The sequence below is a fragment of the Cytobacillus sp. FSL R7-0696 genome (assembly GCF_038006865.1).
GTDB lineage: Bacteria > Bacillota > Bacilli > Bacillales > Cytobacillaceae > Cytobacillus > Cytobacillus kochii.
In genome coordinates this window covers 1,947,865-1,964,223 of the sequence record NZ_JBBOWA010000001.1, presented here as the reverse complement: position 1 = coordinate 1,964,223, position 16,359 = coordinate 1,947,865, and the positions used below count along the sequence as shown (strand labels likewise).

The following is a 16,359-nucleotide window of genomic DNA, read 5'->3' as shown; positions in this document are numbered from 1 at the left end:
ACTCACCTATCAAATTCAAGTTATTTAAACGAAGGAGTACTACTTGTTCTTCGTTATGATAGGATAAAAATATTTCTTTTTATTAATAATGAAAAGCCCTGCTTTATGACTGACTGTAGTAATATCTGTTCTTTTAATTGCTGTTAAGGGAAACTTGAAACTTCCAGGTTCGTATCGGTTATATTCCATTATCTTATTATACAATTATTACCACACCCCCACTTTACTCTAGACCTCCTGAGGAGATTACTCATTTGGGCATTTATTTTCAAGCAAATATTTAGCTTCTTCTTCAATCATTTCTATATAGTTGTGCTTTTTAAAAGGTTTCGTAAGTTTATGGATTCTTCTAAGGCTTCCTTTTACGGAAGTTTTTTCGTTCAGAACATCTACAACAACGGTCAAGTAAACCTTCTCATCATACATGACTAACCCAGTCACTTGACCATTTTCCGTATCAACTATATATTCAGGGAGTATCTTTAGTGGAGCAAATAATGTCCATCCTGCTCTTCTAGAATTTCTCCCAAACAGCCGAAATAATATATATCTATAAATCTCTTTTAATCTTCTCATTTATATTCACCCTTATTATTGATTAGTCTAACTTTCAAGACGCGCTTTGTTTATTCCTGCTATTGTTGTTATGAACGAGCAAAAGCACGCACATATTAATGTGCGCGCTAATCCTGACTAAAGATATAATTAATGATGGCCCCCACCAAAAACTTTTCCGACACCGTGGATTTTCTCTAAGATGACGATGAGTATCACGGAGATGAATATAACAACACTGGATACAGAGGCAACAATTGGATTATAAGCATCTTGCATGGTAGAGAATATTTCAATTGGTAAAGTGCGTGTTTCAGGTGAGATCATAAAGAGTGAGACCGTTACATTATCAAAGGAGGTTAAGAAAGCGAAAAGGCCACCGGAGATAATTGCAGGTCGGATTAATGGGAGCGTGATTTTCCAGAAGACGGTCCATGGATTGGCGCCTAAGATTGCTCCCGCTTTTTCTAAATTATAATCAAAACCGCTTAAGCCGGTTAACACTAAACGAATCACGTATGGAATACAAATGATAATATGTGAAATCAGGAATCCTATTGACGTACCCGCAAGCATTAATGGTGTGAAGTATATTAATAACGCTATCCCTAATACAAGCTGAGGTACACTAAGTGGCGCCGTTAAAAAGGATGTAATCGCTGACTTTCCGGGAATATCATACTTGGCAATTGCCAGCGCACCTAGTGTGCCGAATATAACGGCAAATAGTGCTGCAAGCACTGCAAATTGCAAACTATTCATGAAGGCGTCAATAAATTCAGGTCTTTCCAAGATTTTCGTATACCATTGAAACGAAAATCCTTCTGGCGGAAAGCTTGGATAGCTTGCTTTTGTAAACGATGCAGGGATGACAGCGATTAGTGGTATCAAGATGTAGATAATCCCAATAACAGCCAATGCTCCGCGTAATTTCCCAATGGCATTCATTAACGGAACACCTCCTTGAATTTACTCTTCTCAAACCCTCGAGTAAATAAAAAGACTGATAGAAGCGTTGTCCCAAGCAAAACGTATGATAATGCCGATCCAAATGTCCATTGCAGGAGATTATTAATTTGATCGTATACAACAACTGGCATCACAGGCACATTCTCTCCACCCATAAGTGCCGGTGTTACGTAGGCACTCATCGATAAGCTAAAGACTAAAACGCAACCAGAGACAATACCTGGTAAGCTCAGTGGTAATGTAATCGAAAGGAAGTTTCTTAATGGACTTGCACCTAATATGGCCGATGCCTTCTCTAATGATGGGTCAATATTGTATAAGCTTGTGACTATAGCTAGTACCATAAATGGTAAATAGGCGTTTGAAAGACCTATAATGACACCAACCTCTGAAAACAATAGATTCATAGGCTTGCTAATTAGACCCATATCCATTAATAGTGTATTAACGGTCCCATTAGGTAGAAGTAATAAATACCAGCCAAAGTTACGAACAACAATACTAACTAAAAGCGGTGAAGCAATCAGTAGTGTAATAAGTGCGCGCATTTTTGCTGAAGCCTTTGCCATCGTTAAAGCGATCGGATAACCCAGTATGAGCGCAACCAGACTAGATAATAAGCTAATCTTAACCGTAATCCATAATGAGTTTAAATAATAGCTATCCGTAAAGAGCGTGATATAATTTGATAAACTGTAACTAGCTCCTTCACCACTTAAGCTATCAGTTGAAATAAAGCTTAAGTACAAAATATATAACATCGGTACAACAAAAAATCCGAATAAGAACAAGAGGATAGGTGTTAATAACAATAAGCCAGGTGCCCATGGCTTCCGTTTTTTCGCGCGCTTCTCTTGTTGCGGCGGTTGTCCCTCAGGTGCTACTCTTTTCTGATGATTTTGAGCTCTTGCGGCATCCATCCTACAAACACCTCGCTTCCCTCTTTCCATGATGAACGGTATTCATTTGTTAATATTTGCAGAGATTTCCCCATAAATGCGACATCTATTTCCCAAGAAGTCCCTAAGTAATTCAGTTGTGTGATTTTCGCACGATGTAGTTCATATCCATCAACAGCCTCTTGTGACTCAGAAATATGAATGTTTTCTGGGCGAATGTATAATTTCACTTCATCCCCTTTTTGGAACGTGCGATTCTCTCCAATCACATTATCCCAACTTACTGATGTGACTTCTTGACCCGCTTGAACCATAATCCGGTCTTGATCTGTTGATATAACAATACCTTCAAAAGAGTTAGATTTACCGATAAATTGAAAAACAAATTCTGTTTTTGGATGTTTGTAGATGGATGTCGGTGTACTAATCTGTTCAATCTTACCTGCATTCATTACTACGACACGATCGGAAAGCGATAGAGCTTCTTCCTGATCATGGGTAACAAAGATAGTCGTTACACCGATTTCTTTTTGTAACCTTTTGATTTCTAAGCGAAGCTCATGCCTTAACTTCGCATCAAGGTTCGATAATGGCTCATCTAATAATAATAATTCCGGTTCGACAACCAACGCTCTAGCGATGGCTACTCGCTGTCTTTGCCCACCTGACAGTTCCCTGGGATAGCGTTGTTCTAACCCTGATAACTTTACAAGTTCAAGGACGCGATCGATTTTCTTTTTTGTTCTGGTTTGGCAATTTTTCTTAATTTTAAACCAAAGCTTAAGTTGTCATAAACCGTCATATGTGGAAAAAGAGAATACGTTTGGAAAACCATGCCCAAATCTCTTTTATATGGAGGCACCTTTGTCACCTTTTTTCCTTTAATAAATACCTCTCCTTGGTCTGCCTCAAGAAATCCCGCAATTAAATTTAAAGTGGTCGATTTTCCGCATCCAGAAGGGCCCAGCAAGGTGAGAAGCTCACCCTGCCTTACTTCTAAATCGATGGAATTAAGAACAATATTGGATCCGAATTTTTTTATAGCTCCCTTAATTTCTACGTCGCTTATCGCTGTCGTCATCTCCTTATGCCTCCTCTTCTATTATTCTAGTAGTTTGCCAATTTCAGGAACGACTTCTTTATTCCAACGATCTGACCATTCCGCTCTAATTTCTGCGAATTGAGGGACATCTGGCTTAAATGTTGGATCATCCTCTGCTATCCCAATAGATTCTTGATATTTTTCAGGTAGTTCTACTCCTTCAGCAATTGGATAGAATCCTTCCTCTGCAATTAACGATTGTGCTTCCTCACTCACAAGATAATCAATAAATTGGAGAGCTTGCTCTTCTTTCGGTGTGTTCTTCACTAAAGTTGCACTAAAGGCTTGTAGGGGAACACCTTCTTTTGGTATCGCCATTTTAATTGGTATGCCTGATTCAGCTAAATCACTAATTACATAAGAACCTAAAACAGATAGGTCAGCAGCACCTTGTTGAATCGCTGGCATCACTTGTGTTGAGTTTTTATAGAAAGTGGTTGAGTAACCTGCCAATTCCTTCGCTTTTTCTATACCAGGATCAACGTTATCTGTACTCCCACCATTTGCCATTGCTAACGCGTTTAATGTATTAAATCCCCAGTCATTTGTGATATCAACAAATGCTGTTTTTCCTTCATAATCTCCGGATACAAGGTCATTCCAAGATTCAATTGGTCCCCAACCATTTTTTTCGAATGATTCCGTATTATATGCTGGGGCAATAGCTAAGCCAAAAACTGGTGCCCCCGCACCCTCAACAGAAACGAAATCATCAATGACATTGGAGAAGTTTGGTACATTCTCTTCACTTAATGTCTCAGTTAAATCTTTTTCATTCGCCCGATAAACATCAGTTGGTACAAAGAAAGCGATATCAATATGTGGCGCATTCTTTTGTAGCTCTACTTTAGAAAGAATCTCTCCTGATAATCCTGGGACATAATTCACTTTAATACCGGTTTCTTCTTCAAATTTCGGTGCGATTACATCTCTTATCGTTTGTTCAATCACGCCACCATTGCCCGCTACCGTAATTGACTTACTATCTGAGTCTCCGCCTTCTGAACTTGCTTGTTCACCGGATTTTTGTGGTGTTGGCGCCCCACAAGCAGCTAGGCATAGCAACATAAAAATAGATAATGCCGTAATGATTTTTTTCATTTTACTTTCCCCCTACTTCGTTTATATATTGTTTGGCACCTGGATGAAGCGGAATCGCTATATTTGCTGATTCTTCAACCGTCATATTTGCTACGGCTGGATGATAGACGGCCCATTCATCTAAGTGCTCATAAATACCTTTTAAAATATGATAAGCCAGCTCATTAGATAATTCTTCATTCGCATACAGCACGTTTTGCACTGTAACTGTCGGTGTCGGCTCCGTTATTCCCTCATATGTATGGCTCGGAATTTCTTGCCACTCATAACCCTCGTATTGCTGATTTAAGCGCTTACTTGTTTCCTCATCTACCTTAACTAACGTAAGATTCTCCTCCTCTAGTAATTGTTCGATCACTGGATTAGGTAACCCGGAAGAGAGGAAGGCAACGTCAATGGTACCATTGTTCATACCCGCAGCCGATTGGGTAAAGGATAAATACGAAATATCCATTGTCTCTTGACTAAGCTCTGCTGCTTCTAATAGCCTTTCTGCCGTAAATCTTGTGCCACTTCCTTCTGCACCTAAACTGACTCGCTTCCCTTTTAAGTCAGATAAGGATTCAATGGATGGATCTGACGTAACGATTTGCATATAGTTGCGATAAAGATTGGTTAATACCTTTAAATGTTTTTGTGATAGTTCATCAGAATACAATACATCAGCCATCGATATCCCAAGTTCTACCTCGTTACTACTTACGAGCTTCGCATTTTGAATCGAAGCATTTGTCACTCTCGTACCAAAAGCAGCCTTATTATATTTTTCTAAAATCGCCATTAATCCCGTACCTAGCGGATACACACCCGATACATCACCTGTTGCCAGCACGATTGACTTTTTCCCAACCGCTAGTTCTTCTGATGGAGCCTTACTTGGATCATAAGAAGACCGGATCTCGGAATGAGTATTTGAACAACCGCTTAACAGAAAAATAATTGCCACCCATAAAAATGACTTCATCCCTACTAACATCCTCCTAATTTTTATTAATGCAAATATTATGCCAAAATTCATAATATTGTTTTATGTATACGCTTACAATTTTATCAAAAGAAAAACCGGAAATTTTTTCCGTATGAGGCAGAAAATATTGCCGGTTCTTTTATTTCTCATAATTCTTCAACTTATCCCGCAAACTCCTCTCAGAGATCTGCAAGGAGTGAGCGGTTTTTTGCCTATGGTCTTTATAGTGCTTGAGGGTAGCAGTGATGACTCGCTTCTCTACCTCTTTCATCGGAATGCCAAGTGGTAATTGAATCATTTCATCCTCTTCAATCGGATGTTCGGCGTGACCTTGGACGAAATGCGGAAGGTCTGTGACATCGATTAATTGATTCATTGATAATGCCACGGCATACTCGATAATATTGCCGAGTTCTCTCACATTCCCTGCATAGGGATAATGGAGAAGGACTTCCATCGCTTTTGGGGTCAAACCTTCTTTTTGTTTGTGCATAGATTGATTAAATTTTTGAATCAGATGGTTGATGAGTAGCGGGATATCTTCTTTTCTTTGTCTAAGCGGTGGCATATGAATAGGAATCACATTTAAGCGAAAATATAAATCTTCGCGGAACTCACCGTTTTTGACCATTTGCGCGATATTTTTGTTGGCTGCACTAATTATACGGATGTCGAGTTGCTTTTTCTTATTTGATCCAAGTGGTGTGACTTCGCGCTCTTGGATGACTCGTAAAAGCTTTGCTTGTAGAGACAGAGGCAATTCACTCATTTCATCTAGAAATAATGTCCCGCCGTTAGCTGCAACACATTTGCCATCCTTCGATTGAGTGGCTCCAGTAAAGGCTCCTTTTTCGTAACCAAACAGCTCTGATTCTAGTAAATTATCAGGAATAGCCGCACAATTGACAATCTCTAATGGACCTTGATACCTTCTACCCGAAAAATGAATTTCCCTCGCAACTAATTCTTTGCCTGTTCCACTTTCTCCCGTAATAAGGACGCTTGAATCGATGTCCTTAATGCGATCAATCATTGAGAATACCTGTTGCATCGCCTTGCTTGTCCCTAAAAATGCACGTGCTTCCAGTTGTTTATCTTTTGACTCCAGCCGATTGGAGAATTGTTTATATTGCAGTGCGCGCATGATTAATACAGATAATTTATCCATATCAATCGGCTTTTCAATATAATAATAGGCACCTTGCTTAATTGCCTCAATCGATGTCTCAATGCTAGCATAAGCTGTCATCATAATGGCCGTGAGCTCTGAACGTATTTCCTTCACTTGCTTTAAAATATCTAAACCGCTAACATCCCCCATTCTTAAATCTAATAAGACGATATCGATTCGTTTATTTTTGACCCACTCTATCCCTTCCGCTGGGTCTATAGTTGTATATACTTGATAATCATCTTCTAAGGCAAACTTAATGGACATACAAATCGCAGCTTCATCATCAATGACGAGTAGACCTGGCTTCATTTGAGCGAATCCTCCTCTCGATAAATGGGTAAAGTAATGACGAACCTAGTCCCTTCTTTTTTCGTACTTGTTACGCTAATGTCCCCATTATTTTCTTGTATTAAATGATAAGAAAGTGTAAGCCCTAGACCGACTCCTTTTGCTTTTGTCGTATAAAACGGATCAAAGATATGATGTTGTTGCTCCACACTCATCCCTTCTCCGTTATCTTTAATAGAAATCTCTCCACACTCTTCATCTAGATAATAAATCTCTAACTCTATACGCTTCCCAGTAACGTTCTTTACTGCATCCACACCATTCAGTAAAATATTCAAAAGCACTTGTCTAATTTGTTGCGGATCAATATAAAAGACTAACCCATCTGGTACTTTTAATTGAAAGTCAATGTGCTCATCCTTCATCGTTACATGTAAGAAAGTCAGCATAGTGGTTAACTCCGATGCAGTACATGGCTGAATACGTGGTGTGCTTGGTCTCGCATAATCAATAAGATCGGTGACAATCTGATTTAGCCGGTCAACTTCTTTTGGTAAATGTTCGACTAACATCTCTTGAAAGTCTTTTTGTGCTATTTTTCTTGGAATTAAATTGATAAATGTTTTAATGGATGTTAATGGGTTTCTTATTTCGTGAGCAACACCGGCGACTAACTGTCCAAGCGCATGAAGCTTTTCCTGTGTGAGTAACTTCTGCTCTAATTGGACCTTTTCCGTTTCATCTCTAATAGTCAGCAAATACCCAGCTTGATTTTCCAAAGAATTATACATATCGTTCAATGAGTAATAGACAATTTTCCGTTGACCGTTTCGGTGAAACACGAATTGTTTGGCACGATCATGATAGAAATGCGTTCGTATTTCATTAAAAACAGGTGACTGCTCAACCCCCTCTTGTTGGGGCCACTCTAGAATATCAAGTGCCCTTGGATTGCAACTCGTCATCATAAAATTCAAATCAAAAGTAATAATACCAGCATCTATATTATTGATTATTTGATCTTTAAAAGCATTGCTATCAGCAGTGCGTTGCCGTTGATCATGCAAATCCTCATTCAAAAGGGTCAGTTCTTTCGTATGTTTATTGACAGCTAATTTTAACCGATAATTCCATATATAAATGAGAATAAGAATAAAACCACCAATGGCCATAAATATTGATAAAATGGTAATAAAATCCTTTAACCTTGTTATTTCCTCTTCATTTTCACCTTTCGTCCAAAAATCAACCAGCTGGTTCATTTCCCCTGTTGCCTTTAAATCAATGATGGCTTTATCTAAGAACTGTCGAAATTCTTCATCCCCTTCTTGTACGGCTACAGCATAATCTGCAGGATCCAAAATGATATCTAACACAACATATTGTTTCTCTAACTCATAACGATCTAAAAAAATAGGAGGTCCATTTGTTGCCAATAAAAACATCCGCGCGGCCATTCCAAAGCATAAATAGACCGCTGTATTGGTTAGTCGTCACGGTAAAGTTATTATTTCGCAAGTTTATTAATGTATTTAATCCAGCCGTATCTTCTTTTAAAACTATATGCGTATCCCGCAAATCTTCTATATTCTCTACTTCGTCTTTCAAGCGCCTAGGTATCACTAAAGAATCCGACATCGTAAAATAAGGGGTGGAAAAGTCCATATACTTCTCCTTGTCTATACTATAGGTGACCCCGGCAACACCTTCTATTTCTCCTTTTCTTAACGCTTCCTCAGCTTGCTTTCCATCCATTGGGATAAACTCAAACTTCACATCATTTTTGTCGGCTATCCTTTCTAAGACGGCAATGCTTAAGCCTTGTAGCTCCCCGTTTTGATTAAGATAAGAAAATGGTGGAAACGCTTTTTCTGCTCCTATTCGATACACTTGTTCTTCTGCTAAGACATGAGTGAATGGGAAGAGAGTGAAAAACATGAAAACGAGCAATACTTTGCGCAAAATGATCTCCTTATTATGTTAGAAAATTATAAATATTTTATATTTAAATAATAAATAAATCACTTTCATAACACAAGGCTCCAAAGGACATTTTTATCTATCAATTAATGATTCTATTTTTTGCCAATAAACAATAAGGTTTAATCTATTGTAGAACGGATATATATACACTAAGAAGAGACACAAGATACTCTTCAAAAAAGAGGAGGATGTAAACTATGTATAAAATCGAAGTTGTAGAAAACGGAGTACAGGCGGTTAGCATCATTAACTCTCTTGAAAACGAAGGTTATACTAAGAAGGATATCTACTTATTCGCACATGATAGAGACCGCTCAGAAAATTTAACTGATGCAACAGATACAAATGATATTGGTATGAAAGAACAAGGTGTTTTTGACTCCATCGGAAACGTCTTCAAAAGCCGAGGCGATGAATTACGTTCTAAAATGAGATCAGTTGGTATGACTGATGTTGAAGCTGAGAGGTATGAAGAAGTACTTGATCAAGGTAAACTTGTTATTGTCGGTTCTAATAAAAACTAATCCTTATGTCTAATATCATTCCCCCCATTTCACTATATATGACCGGTAGCGAATCGCTACCGGTTTTTATAATTAAAGAGAAGGATGAAAGATTAATAGATTTTTCTCATATTCCCTTCTATTGATGACTTCATTTCAGCATGAGCATCTTGCAAACAGGGCAATCGTCCTTCTCAGATTAAAGAATGAAGCTACGAATCCATCTGCAAATATCTCTGATAACTAGTTGAACCAAAGACAGTTTTTCATTCGGTCTTACGCTCCCTCACCTAGACTAATAGATAATCAATCCCGAAATGGCCCCTACCGCTAAAGCGATACTAATAACAATGGCCGGGTGCATTTTCATTTTTTCTAATAAAAAATAACTACCTATGACCATCAAAAGAGAATAAATCATCCCTAATGAAGTAAAGGAATCCTTCAGAAATTGGAAGGTCATGACGGCTAGCAACACTGCAATCACTGGACGGACAATTTTAGAAATATTTTTGACTTGTGGGGTGTCTTTATATTTCATTAAAATCGCCATCAGTACGAGCATTAAGATAATCGAAGGAGCTATGGTAGCAAAGAGGGCGACGAAACTCCCTACAATTCCCCCTTCTGCGTAACCGATATAACCGGCCATTTTCGTCGCAATCGGACCTGGCAAGGAATTCCCAATCGCCAGGACTTCACTAAATTCTTGAGTGGACATCCAGCCATATTTACCGACGACTTCATTTTCAATTAAGGGAATGGTCGCAGGTCCACCACCGTAACCAAGAATACCTGGAATAAAGAAGGCTAAAAAGATTTCCCAATAAATCATGATGGATTCTCCTTCCTCTTAAAAGGAATAAAGACGGAAATAATTAATATCATGATGAGAATACCTGGATGTAAGTGCGTCACTTCTGTAAGTAAGAAAGACGCTAATATGAGAATAATCGCTTTCTTCCACCCAAGCGTCGTGCCCGATTTCTTTACAAATTCCCAAGTCATTTGCGCCAGCATCACAGCTACAACCGGGACAATCGATGCTGACATATGCTTTACCCATGGAATATCTTTATAAGCTTGTAAAACTTGCAGAAGACTTATAAGGATAATAACAGTAGGGAGAACGGAAGAAACAAGGGCATTAATCATTCCTACGATTCCTCCGACACGGTAGCCAATGTAACCGGCCATCTTTGTCGCAATTGGGCCTGGCATCGTGTTAGCCAATGCCAAAGTATCGGCAAACTCTTCTTCTGTCATCCATTTATATTTCTTTACTGCTTCTTGCTGGAAAAGTGGTATAGAGGATGGTCCACCGCCAAACCCTAACATTCCAGTACGGAAGTTCCCAATCATTAATTCTTTTTGTAAACGTAAGCCTTGGCGTGTTTGAGGCTTAGCTTCTTCCCGTTGTTTTTCTTTCGCTGATGCTACCAAGCGGCAATCGTACCATCCGTACGGGATTCAGTTCCACCCATTAATACACCCGTCTCAGGATTACGCCAAATGATTTGCCCACGCCCAAAGCTTCCTCCATCCGGTGTAATTGTAACTTGATGACCCCTTCTTTCCAACTCTTGCACTATATAATTAGGAAACTCTGGTTCTACGAAAATAGATTTTTCTTTGATCCATTGCCATCTTGGCATATCTAGTGCAGCTTGCGGATTTAAGGCATAGTCTACCGTATTGGTTACTACTTGGAAATGACCTTGTGGTTGCATATAGCCTCCCATTACACCAAATGGACCAACTGCCTTACCATCTTTTGTCAAGAAGCCAGGGATGATCGTATGATAAGTCCGTTTGCCACCTTTTAAATAATTCGGATGATTGTCATCCAATGAGAAATCATGACCTCTATTTTGTAAACTAATGCCCGTACCTGGGATCACAATTCCTGAGCCAAAGCCCATGTAATTACTCTGAATATAAGAAATCATATTTCCTTCTTCATCCGCAGCAGCTAAATAAACCGTACCGCCTTTCGGCAACTCATAAGGTTCCGGATTGGAAGCGATATCCGAAATGGTTTGACTGCGTTTATCCGCATACTCCTTAGAAAGTAACTCTTCTGTTTCAATAGGCATATCTGCTGCCTCTGTAATAAATGCTTTTCCATCGGTAAAGGCAAGTTTCATCGATTCAATTTGTTCATGAAGCGTTTGTGCTGATTGCCATTGTGGCTTTGACAATCTCTCAAAATTATTTAGTGCCATCAACGCAACCATACCTTGACCATTCGGAGGTATCTCCCATACATCGTAACCTCTGTACTGAGTAGAGATAGGATTTACCCATTCAGGCTCATATTTACACAAATCTTCTTTTGTTAAAAAACCTTCATGTTTCTTCATAAAAGCATCCATTTGTTCAGCTAATTCACCCTCATAAAAGGAGCGGCCTTCCGACTCCCCAATTGCTTGAAGGGTTTTGGCGTGCCCTTCTGAACGCCATAATTCACCGATTTCTGGTGCCTTCCCCCCGGTGCGAACGTTTCGAACCATCCTTCGAAAGCTTCATCCGTAAATTCTTCTTTAAACTTCGTATATGCCCTTTTCCAATACTTCCCTAGAATCGGTGTCAGCGGATAGCCCTCTTCTGCATATCTAATCGCTGGCTTTAATGATTCAAGCAAAGATAGTTTACCGAACCGTTTCGATAACGTTGCCCATGCGGCTGGTACCCCGGGTACAGTAACAGGGACGGTACCGTATGTTGGCATTTTTGTGAATCCACGCTTTTTTACCTCATCAGCAGAAATCGATTGAGGTGCAGGGCCAGAAGCATTTAATCCATGGAGTTGATCTTTTACCCAAACGAGAGCAAAGGCATCTCCACCAATTCCATTCGAAGTTGGCTCAACGACTGTTAATGCTGCAGCTGTTGCAATCGCTGCATCAATCGCATTTCCCCCTTTTTGCAATATCTCAATACCTGCTTGTGCTGCTAAAGGCTGTGAAGTCGCTACCATTCCTTTTTTAGCGAACACTGTATGTCTTTTTGCCGAAAATGGGTGATGTAAGTAATCCAAATTAACCTCTCCTTTTACATTTGTAAATATAAAATCAATTTTAACTTACGTAATGTATATTACACATTACAGATTATAGAATAAAATTAGTGATAATAATAGGATTTAAATCTAATATATTTAAATTCTCTAAAATCAATATGTAGAATTATCTTGATTATTCTTACACAAATGTTAACCTACAATAAAAACACGAGATGCTAGCTAACAGCACCTCGCTCTTCAAAGGAATTTCACTTCGCTTCTTTAAAAATAGATTCCCCAGCAAAATGACAAGCTGCATAATGTTCCTCACCGTACTCTCTCCATTGAGGCTTCTCTTCCATACATTGTGTCCTCGCTATCGGGCAACGTGTATGAAAGGGACATCCAGAAGGAGGATCCGCCGGATTCGGTAAATCACCTTGTAATCTTATTCTATTTCGTTTCTTTTCAATAGAGGGTCTAGGAATAGCAGAAAGTAATGCTTGTGTATAGGGATGTAGGGGAGCATTATATAAATCCTCTACCTTTCCCTCCTCAACCGTATTCCCTAAATACATCACTAGTACTCTATCGCAAAAATAACGAACAACACCTAAGTCATGAGAAATAAACATATAAGATAGTTGATACTTTTGCTGTAAGGTTTTCAATAACTTTAACACTTGTGCTTGGACAGATACGTCGAGAGCAGATACTGCCTCGTCACAAATGATAAAGGATGGATTTAAACAGATGGCACGTGCAATCCCAATTCTCTGCCTTTGTCCACCACTGAATTCATGAGGAAAACGATCATAATGCTCTTCTTTTAAACCTACTTCTTTTAATAAATCTAAAACCGCTAACTTTTTTCTTTACTGGACATAGATGTATGTATGGAAAAAACCTCTGCTATAGCTGGACCTATTTTTTGTCTAGGATTTAAAGAAGCAAAGGGATCTTGGAAGATCATTTGCATTTCTTTCACAAATTTTAGCTTTTCTTTTTTCTTAATGATTGTATTTCGGTCTCTTTGAATTTAACTGTCCCGCCCGTTAATTCTTCTAATCCTAGAATGGCTTTTCCTAACGTCGATTTTCCACACCCTGACTCGCCTACAACACCTAAACTTTCACCTTCATATAATTTAAAAGAAACATTTTCTACTGCTTTCACATGAGATTGTACCCTTTGCAACAAACCACCCTTGATTGGGTAATACTTCTTTAACTGGTTGATTTCAAGAAGGGTCTTTCTTCTTCCATTACCATCTGCGACATTCATGGATTTGTTACCTCCTCTGCTTCAAGCCAACAACTCACCGAATGAGAGTGAGACAAATCAAAGGCAGGTGGCTCTTGTTGTTTACATGTTTCCATGGCAAATTTACAACGTTCGTGGAATCGACAACCTTGAATTTGTTGATTTAAACTAGGCAAAGAACCAGGAATAGCTTCAAGTTCAAAGTCCGGTTTGTCTACATCTGGCACAGAATTTAACAGTCCAATTGTGTAAGGATGTTTTGGATGATTAAAAATCTCCTCTACTGTCCCTTCTTCTACCTTCTTCCCTGCATACATAACCATTACTCTGTCAGCTACTTCTGCAACAACACCCATATCATGGGTCACCATGATTACACCCATATGGTATTCTTGCTTTAAATCATTAATCAAATCTAGAATTTGCGCTTGAATCGTCACATCTAACGCAGTCGTCGGTTCATCCGCAATCAGTAATCCCGGGTTACATGATAAAGCAATTGCAATCATTACCCTCTGACGCATGCCACCACTTAATTCGTGCGGATATTGACTCATTCTTTTTTCAGGATAAGGAATACCCACACTTTTCAGAAGATCAATTCCCTTTTTATGGGCTTCTTTTTTAGATAATTTCTCATGAATCATTAGAGGTTCTCTTAACTGATAGCCTATCGTTAAAACAGGATTCAGCGCTGTCATCGGTTCTTGAAAAATCATCGAGATTTGGTTGCCACGAATCTGTCTCATTTGTTCAGCTGTATGACTTTGAATAGCCTCTCCCTCATACTTAATTTCTCCACTTGCAATTCTACCGTTGCTTGGTAATAATCCAATAATTGAGAGAGAAGTTATACTTTTACCACAGCCCGATTCGCCAACAATACATAATGTCTCACCCTTATTTAGCGAGAATGAAACATCGCGGACAGCAGGTAAATACCCGTCTGCTGTCCGAAACTCTGTAATCATATTTTTCACTTCTAGTAAAGCCTCTCCCATTGTTGCACCTACTTTCTTGTTACTTCTGATAGATTCCATTTACCAGTTGCTTCTAAAAGTAGACCTTCATAAGATTGATCCATTGCAGCTGTTACGATGGAGTGATACATAATCACGACTGCATCTTCATCTAACATTAAGCGATTAGCTTGATCTAATAGTTCTAACCGTTTATCTTGGTCTGTTGTTGTTCTCGATTCATCTACTAATTGATCAAATGCTTCGTTACTATATTGTGCTCTATTTGAAGCACCTACATTATCACTGTGAAAATTAGGATAAAATAATTCTGAACCATCAGCTGTTAAGTTAGACCAGCTTAAGAAGGTTAAATCAAAGTTCCCTTGTCTTGCTGTATCTAGGAATGAAGCCCATTCCATTGACTCAATTTCGATGTTAAACCCTGCCTCTGACAATTGCGCTTGAACGATTTCAGCCATCAGTAAGAAATTACTTCTATTTGTGTTAATAACTTATACGTTTTCTCTCCAAATCCATTTTCCTCTACTAAACTTTTAGCCTTTTCTAAATCATAAGGTGTACCTGCTTCAGCAGCAGATTCTACGTACCCAAATACTTTTGGCCCTATGACACTATCACTGCGAATGCCTAACCCGTTCATTTTTGAGACAACAGCATCCCGGTCAATCGCGCTAGCAAAAGCTTCACGTAATTTTGCATCTTGGAATTCTTCTTTTCCATGATTCACAGAGAAATAGTATTCTGGTGTCCCATCCACCTTTTCAACTGTTACATTCTTCAGACTTTCAATTCTTTCAATCTGTTCCATAGGAAGGTTATCAATAAATTGTACTTCTCCTGTTTGTAACATCGAGATCGCTGTTGATATCTCTGGAACAACTTTAAAAATTAATTGTTGAATCGCAGGTGCGCCATCACGATAGTCTTCATTTGCTTCTAACACGACTTGATCCCCTGGTACCCATTTCGCAAATTTGAATGGCCCTGTACCGACAGGCTCTTTATTTAAATCGCCCTCTTTATCTGCTGTTGGGCTTACAATGGCTGCGTTAGAATGTGACAGTGCCGCTAAAAAAGGACCGTATGGATATTTTGTTTTGATTTCAACTGTGTAATCGTCAATCACATTAATAGATTCAACCGGCTCCATTAGTGAAGCTCGTGGGGCTGCTGTCTCTGGATCTCTTAATTTATCAAAAGTATACTTAACAGCTTCTGCATTAAAGTCTGTTCCATCATGGAACTTTATTCCTTCTTTTAATTTAATCAGCCAAGTGTTCTCATCTGGATTCTCATAAGATTCAGCTAATTTAGGTTCTATTTCCATTGTTTCTGTATTTCTATCAAACAACTTTTCGTATACATGGTCAGTCACATTAGCTGATGCACTATCATTTGTCATGATAGGTGATAGCCCTACTGCATCTGATAGTGAGGCATATGTAAATGTATCGATTTTACCGTTCCCTTCACCTTCCCCACTTGCCGGTTCATTACCGCTTGAACAAGCAGATACAATCATTAGTGTAAATACCGCTAGTATTGCTAATAACTTTTTCCTCATTCTT

General features: G+C 38.9%; 13 protein-coding genes and 4 pseudogenes. 1 reads left to right on the top strand and 16 read right to left on the bottom strand.

What is annotated here, in order from left to right; all coding sequences use genetic code 11:
* Nucleotides 1-246: 246 nt before the first annotated feature.
* The 10 genes and pseudogenes from MKX29_RS10255 to MKX29_RS10215 all read right to left on the bottom strand — a co-directional run bounded on the left by MKX29_RS10255 (nucleotide 247) and on the right by MKX29_RS10215 (nucleotide 9,017).
* Nucleotides 247-576: a hypothetical protein gene (locus MKX29_RS10255; protein ID WP_224936833.1), complete on the bottom strand. Its 330-nt coding sequence runs from the start codon at nucleotides 574-576 to the stop codon at nucleotides 247-249.
* Between the two features lie 129 nt (nucleotides 577-705).
* On the bottom strand, nucleotides 706-1,503 hold the full coding sequence (locus MKX29_RS10250) for an ABC transporter permease (protein ID WP_095371498.1): 798 nt from the start codon (nucleotides 1,501-1,503) through the stop codon (nucleotides 706-708).
* Nucleotides 1,503-2,444 (bottom strand): ABC transporter permease, encoded by a 942-nt coding sequence (locus MKX29_RS10245; protein WP_341105358.1) that lies wholly within the window; start codon nucleotides 2,442-2,444, stop codon nucleotides 1,503-1,505. Before MKX29_RS10245 ends, MKX29_RS10250 begins: the two co-directional genes overlap by 1 nt.
* Nucleotides 2,405-3,052: an ABC transporter ATP-binding protein gene (locus MKX29_RS24490; RefSeq protein WP_445662705.1), complete on the bottom strand. Its 648-nt coding sequence runs from the start codon at nucleotides 3,050-3,052 to the stop codon at nucleotides 2,405-2,407. Before MKX29_RS24490 ends, MKX29_RS10245 begins: the two co-directional genes overlap by 40 nt.
* Nucleotides 3,053-3,070: 18 nt before the next feature.
* Nucleotides 3,071-3,504: pseudogene (locus MKX29_RS24485) on the bottom strand (ABC transporter ATP-binding protein); the annotation flags it as partial.
* Between the two features lie 21 nt (nucleotides 3,505-3,525).
* Nucleotides 3,526-4,626, bottom strand: coding sequence for an ABC transporter substrate-binding protein (locus MKX29_RS10235; RefSeq protein WP_251162363.1), 1,101 nt, complete (start codon nucleotides 4,624-4,626; stop codon nucleotides 3,526-3,528).
* A 1-nt stretch (nucleotide 4,627) separates the two neighbouring features.
* The gene (locus MKX29_RS10230) at nucleotides 4,628-5,590 is read right to left on the bottom strand and encodes a TAXI family TRAP transporter solute-binding subunit (protein WP_341105356.1); all 963 of its coding nucleotides are present in this window, start codon (nucleotides 5,588-5,590) and stop codon (nucleotides 4,628-4,630) included.
* Nucleotides 5,591-5,732: 142 nt separating this feature from the next.
* A complete protein-coding gene (locus MKX29_RS10225) occupies nucleotides 5,733-7,076 on the bottom strand; it encodes a sigma-54-dependent transcriptional regulator (protein WP_341105354.1) in 1,344 nt (447 codons plus the stop codon).
* The gene (locus tag MKX29_RS10220) at nucleotides 7,073-8,491 is read right to left on the bottom strand and encodes an ATP-binding protein (protein WP_341105352.1); all 1,419 of its coding nucleotides are present in this window, start codon (nucleotides 8,489-8,491) and stop codon (nucleotides 7,073-7,075) included. Before MKX29_RS10220 ends, MKX29_RS10225 begins: the two co-directional genes overlap by 4 nt.
* A complete protein-coding gene (locus tag MKX29_RS10215) occupies nucleotides 8,451-9,017 on the bottom strand; it encodes a transporter substrate-binding domain-containing protein (protein ID WP_341105349.1) in 567 nt (188 codons plus the stop codon). Before MKX29_RS10215 ends, MKX29_RS10220 begins: the two co-directional genes overlap by 41 nt.
* A gap of 218 nt (nucleotides 9,018-9,235) precedes the next feature.
* Between MKX29_RS10215 and MKX29_RS10210 the strand changes: the two genes are divergently transcribed.
* Nucleotides 9,236-9,562 carry a general stress protein gene (locus tag MKX29_RS10210; protein WP_341105348.1) on the top strand — a complete coding sequence of 109 codons (327 nt, stop codon included), beginning with the start codon at nucleotides 9,236-9,238 and terminating at the stop codon, nucleotides 9,560-9,562.
* Nucleotides 9,563-9,836: 274 nt separating this feature from the next.
* Here MKX29_RS10210 and MKX29_RS10205 read toward each other — a convergent pair whose 3' ends face one another.
* From MKX29_RS10205 to MKX29_RS10180, 6 genes and pseudogenes are all read right to left on the bottom strand, one after another.
* Nucleotides 9,837-10,376 (bottom strand): chromate transporter, encoded by a 540-nt coding sequence (locus tag MKX29_RS10205; protein WP_224936841.1) that lies wholly within the window; start codon nucleotides 10,374-10,376, stop codon nucleotides 9,837-9,839.
* Complete coding sequence (locus MKX29_RS10200) at nucleotides 10,373-10,903, bottom strand: chromate transporter (RefSeq protein ID WP_095373579.1); 531 nt, start codon at nucleotides 10,901-10,903, stop codon at nucleotides 10,373-10,375. The genes MKX29_RS10205 and MKX29_RS10200 overlap by 4 nt, the downstream gene beginning before the upstream one ends.
* Nucleotides 10,904-10,977: 74 nt before the next feature.
* Nucleotides 10,978-12,581 (bottom strand): annotated as a pseudogene (locus MKX29_RS10195) (gamma-glutamyltransferase family protein).
* A 233-nt stretch (nucleotides 12,582-12,814) separates the two neighbouring features.
* Nucleotides 12,815-13,829, bottom strand: a pseudogene (locus MKX29_RS10190) (ABC transporter ATP-binding protein).
* Nucleotides 13,826-14,809 carry an ABC transporter ATP-binding protein gene (locus tag MKX29_RS10185; RefSeq protein WP_251162492.1) on the bottom strand — a complete coding sequence of 328 codons (984 nt, stop codon included), beginning with the start codon at nucleotides 14,807-14,809 and terminating at the stop codon, nucleotides 13,826-13,828. Before MKX29_RS10185 ends, MKX29_RS10190 begins: the two are co-directional and overlap by 4 nt.
* Nucleotides 14,810-14,817: 8 nt before the next feature.
* A pseudogene (locus tag MKX29_RS10180) lies at nucleotides 14,818-16,355 on the bottom strand (ABC transporter substrate-binding protein).
* Between the last annotated feature and the right edge of the window lie 4 nt (nucleotides 16,356-16,359).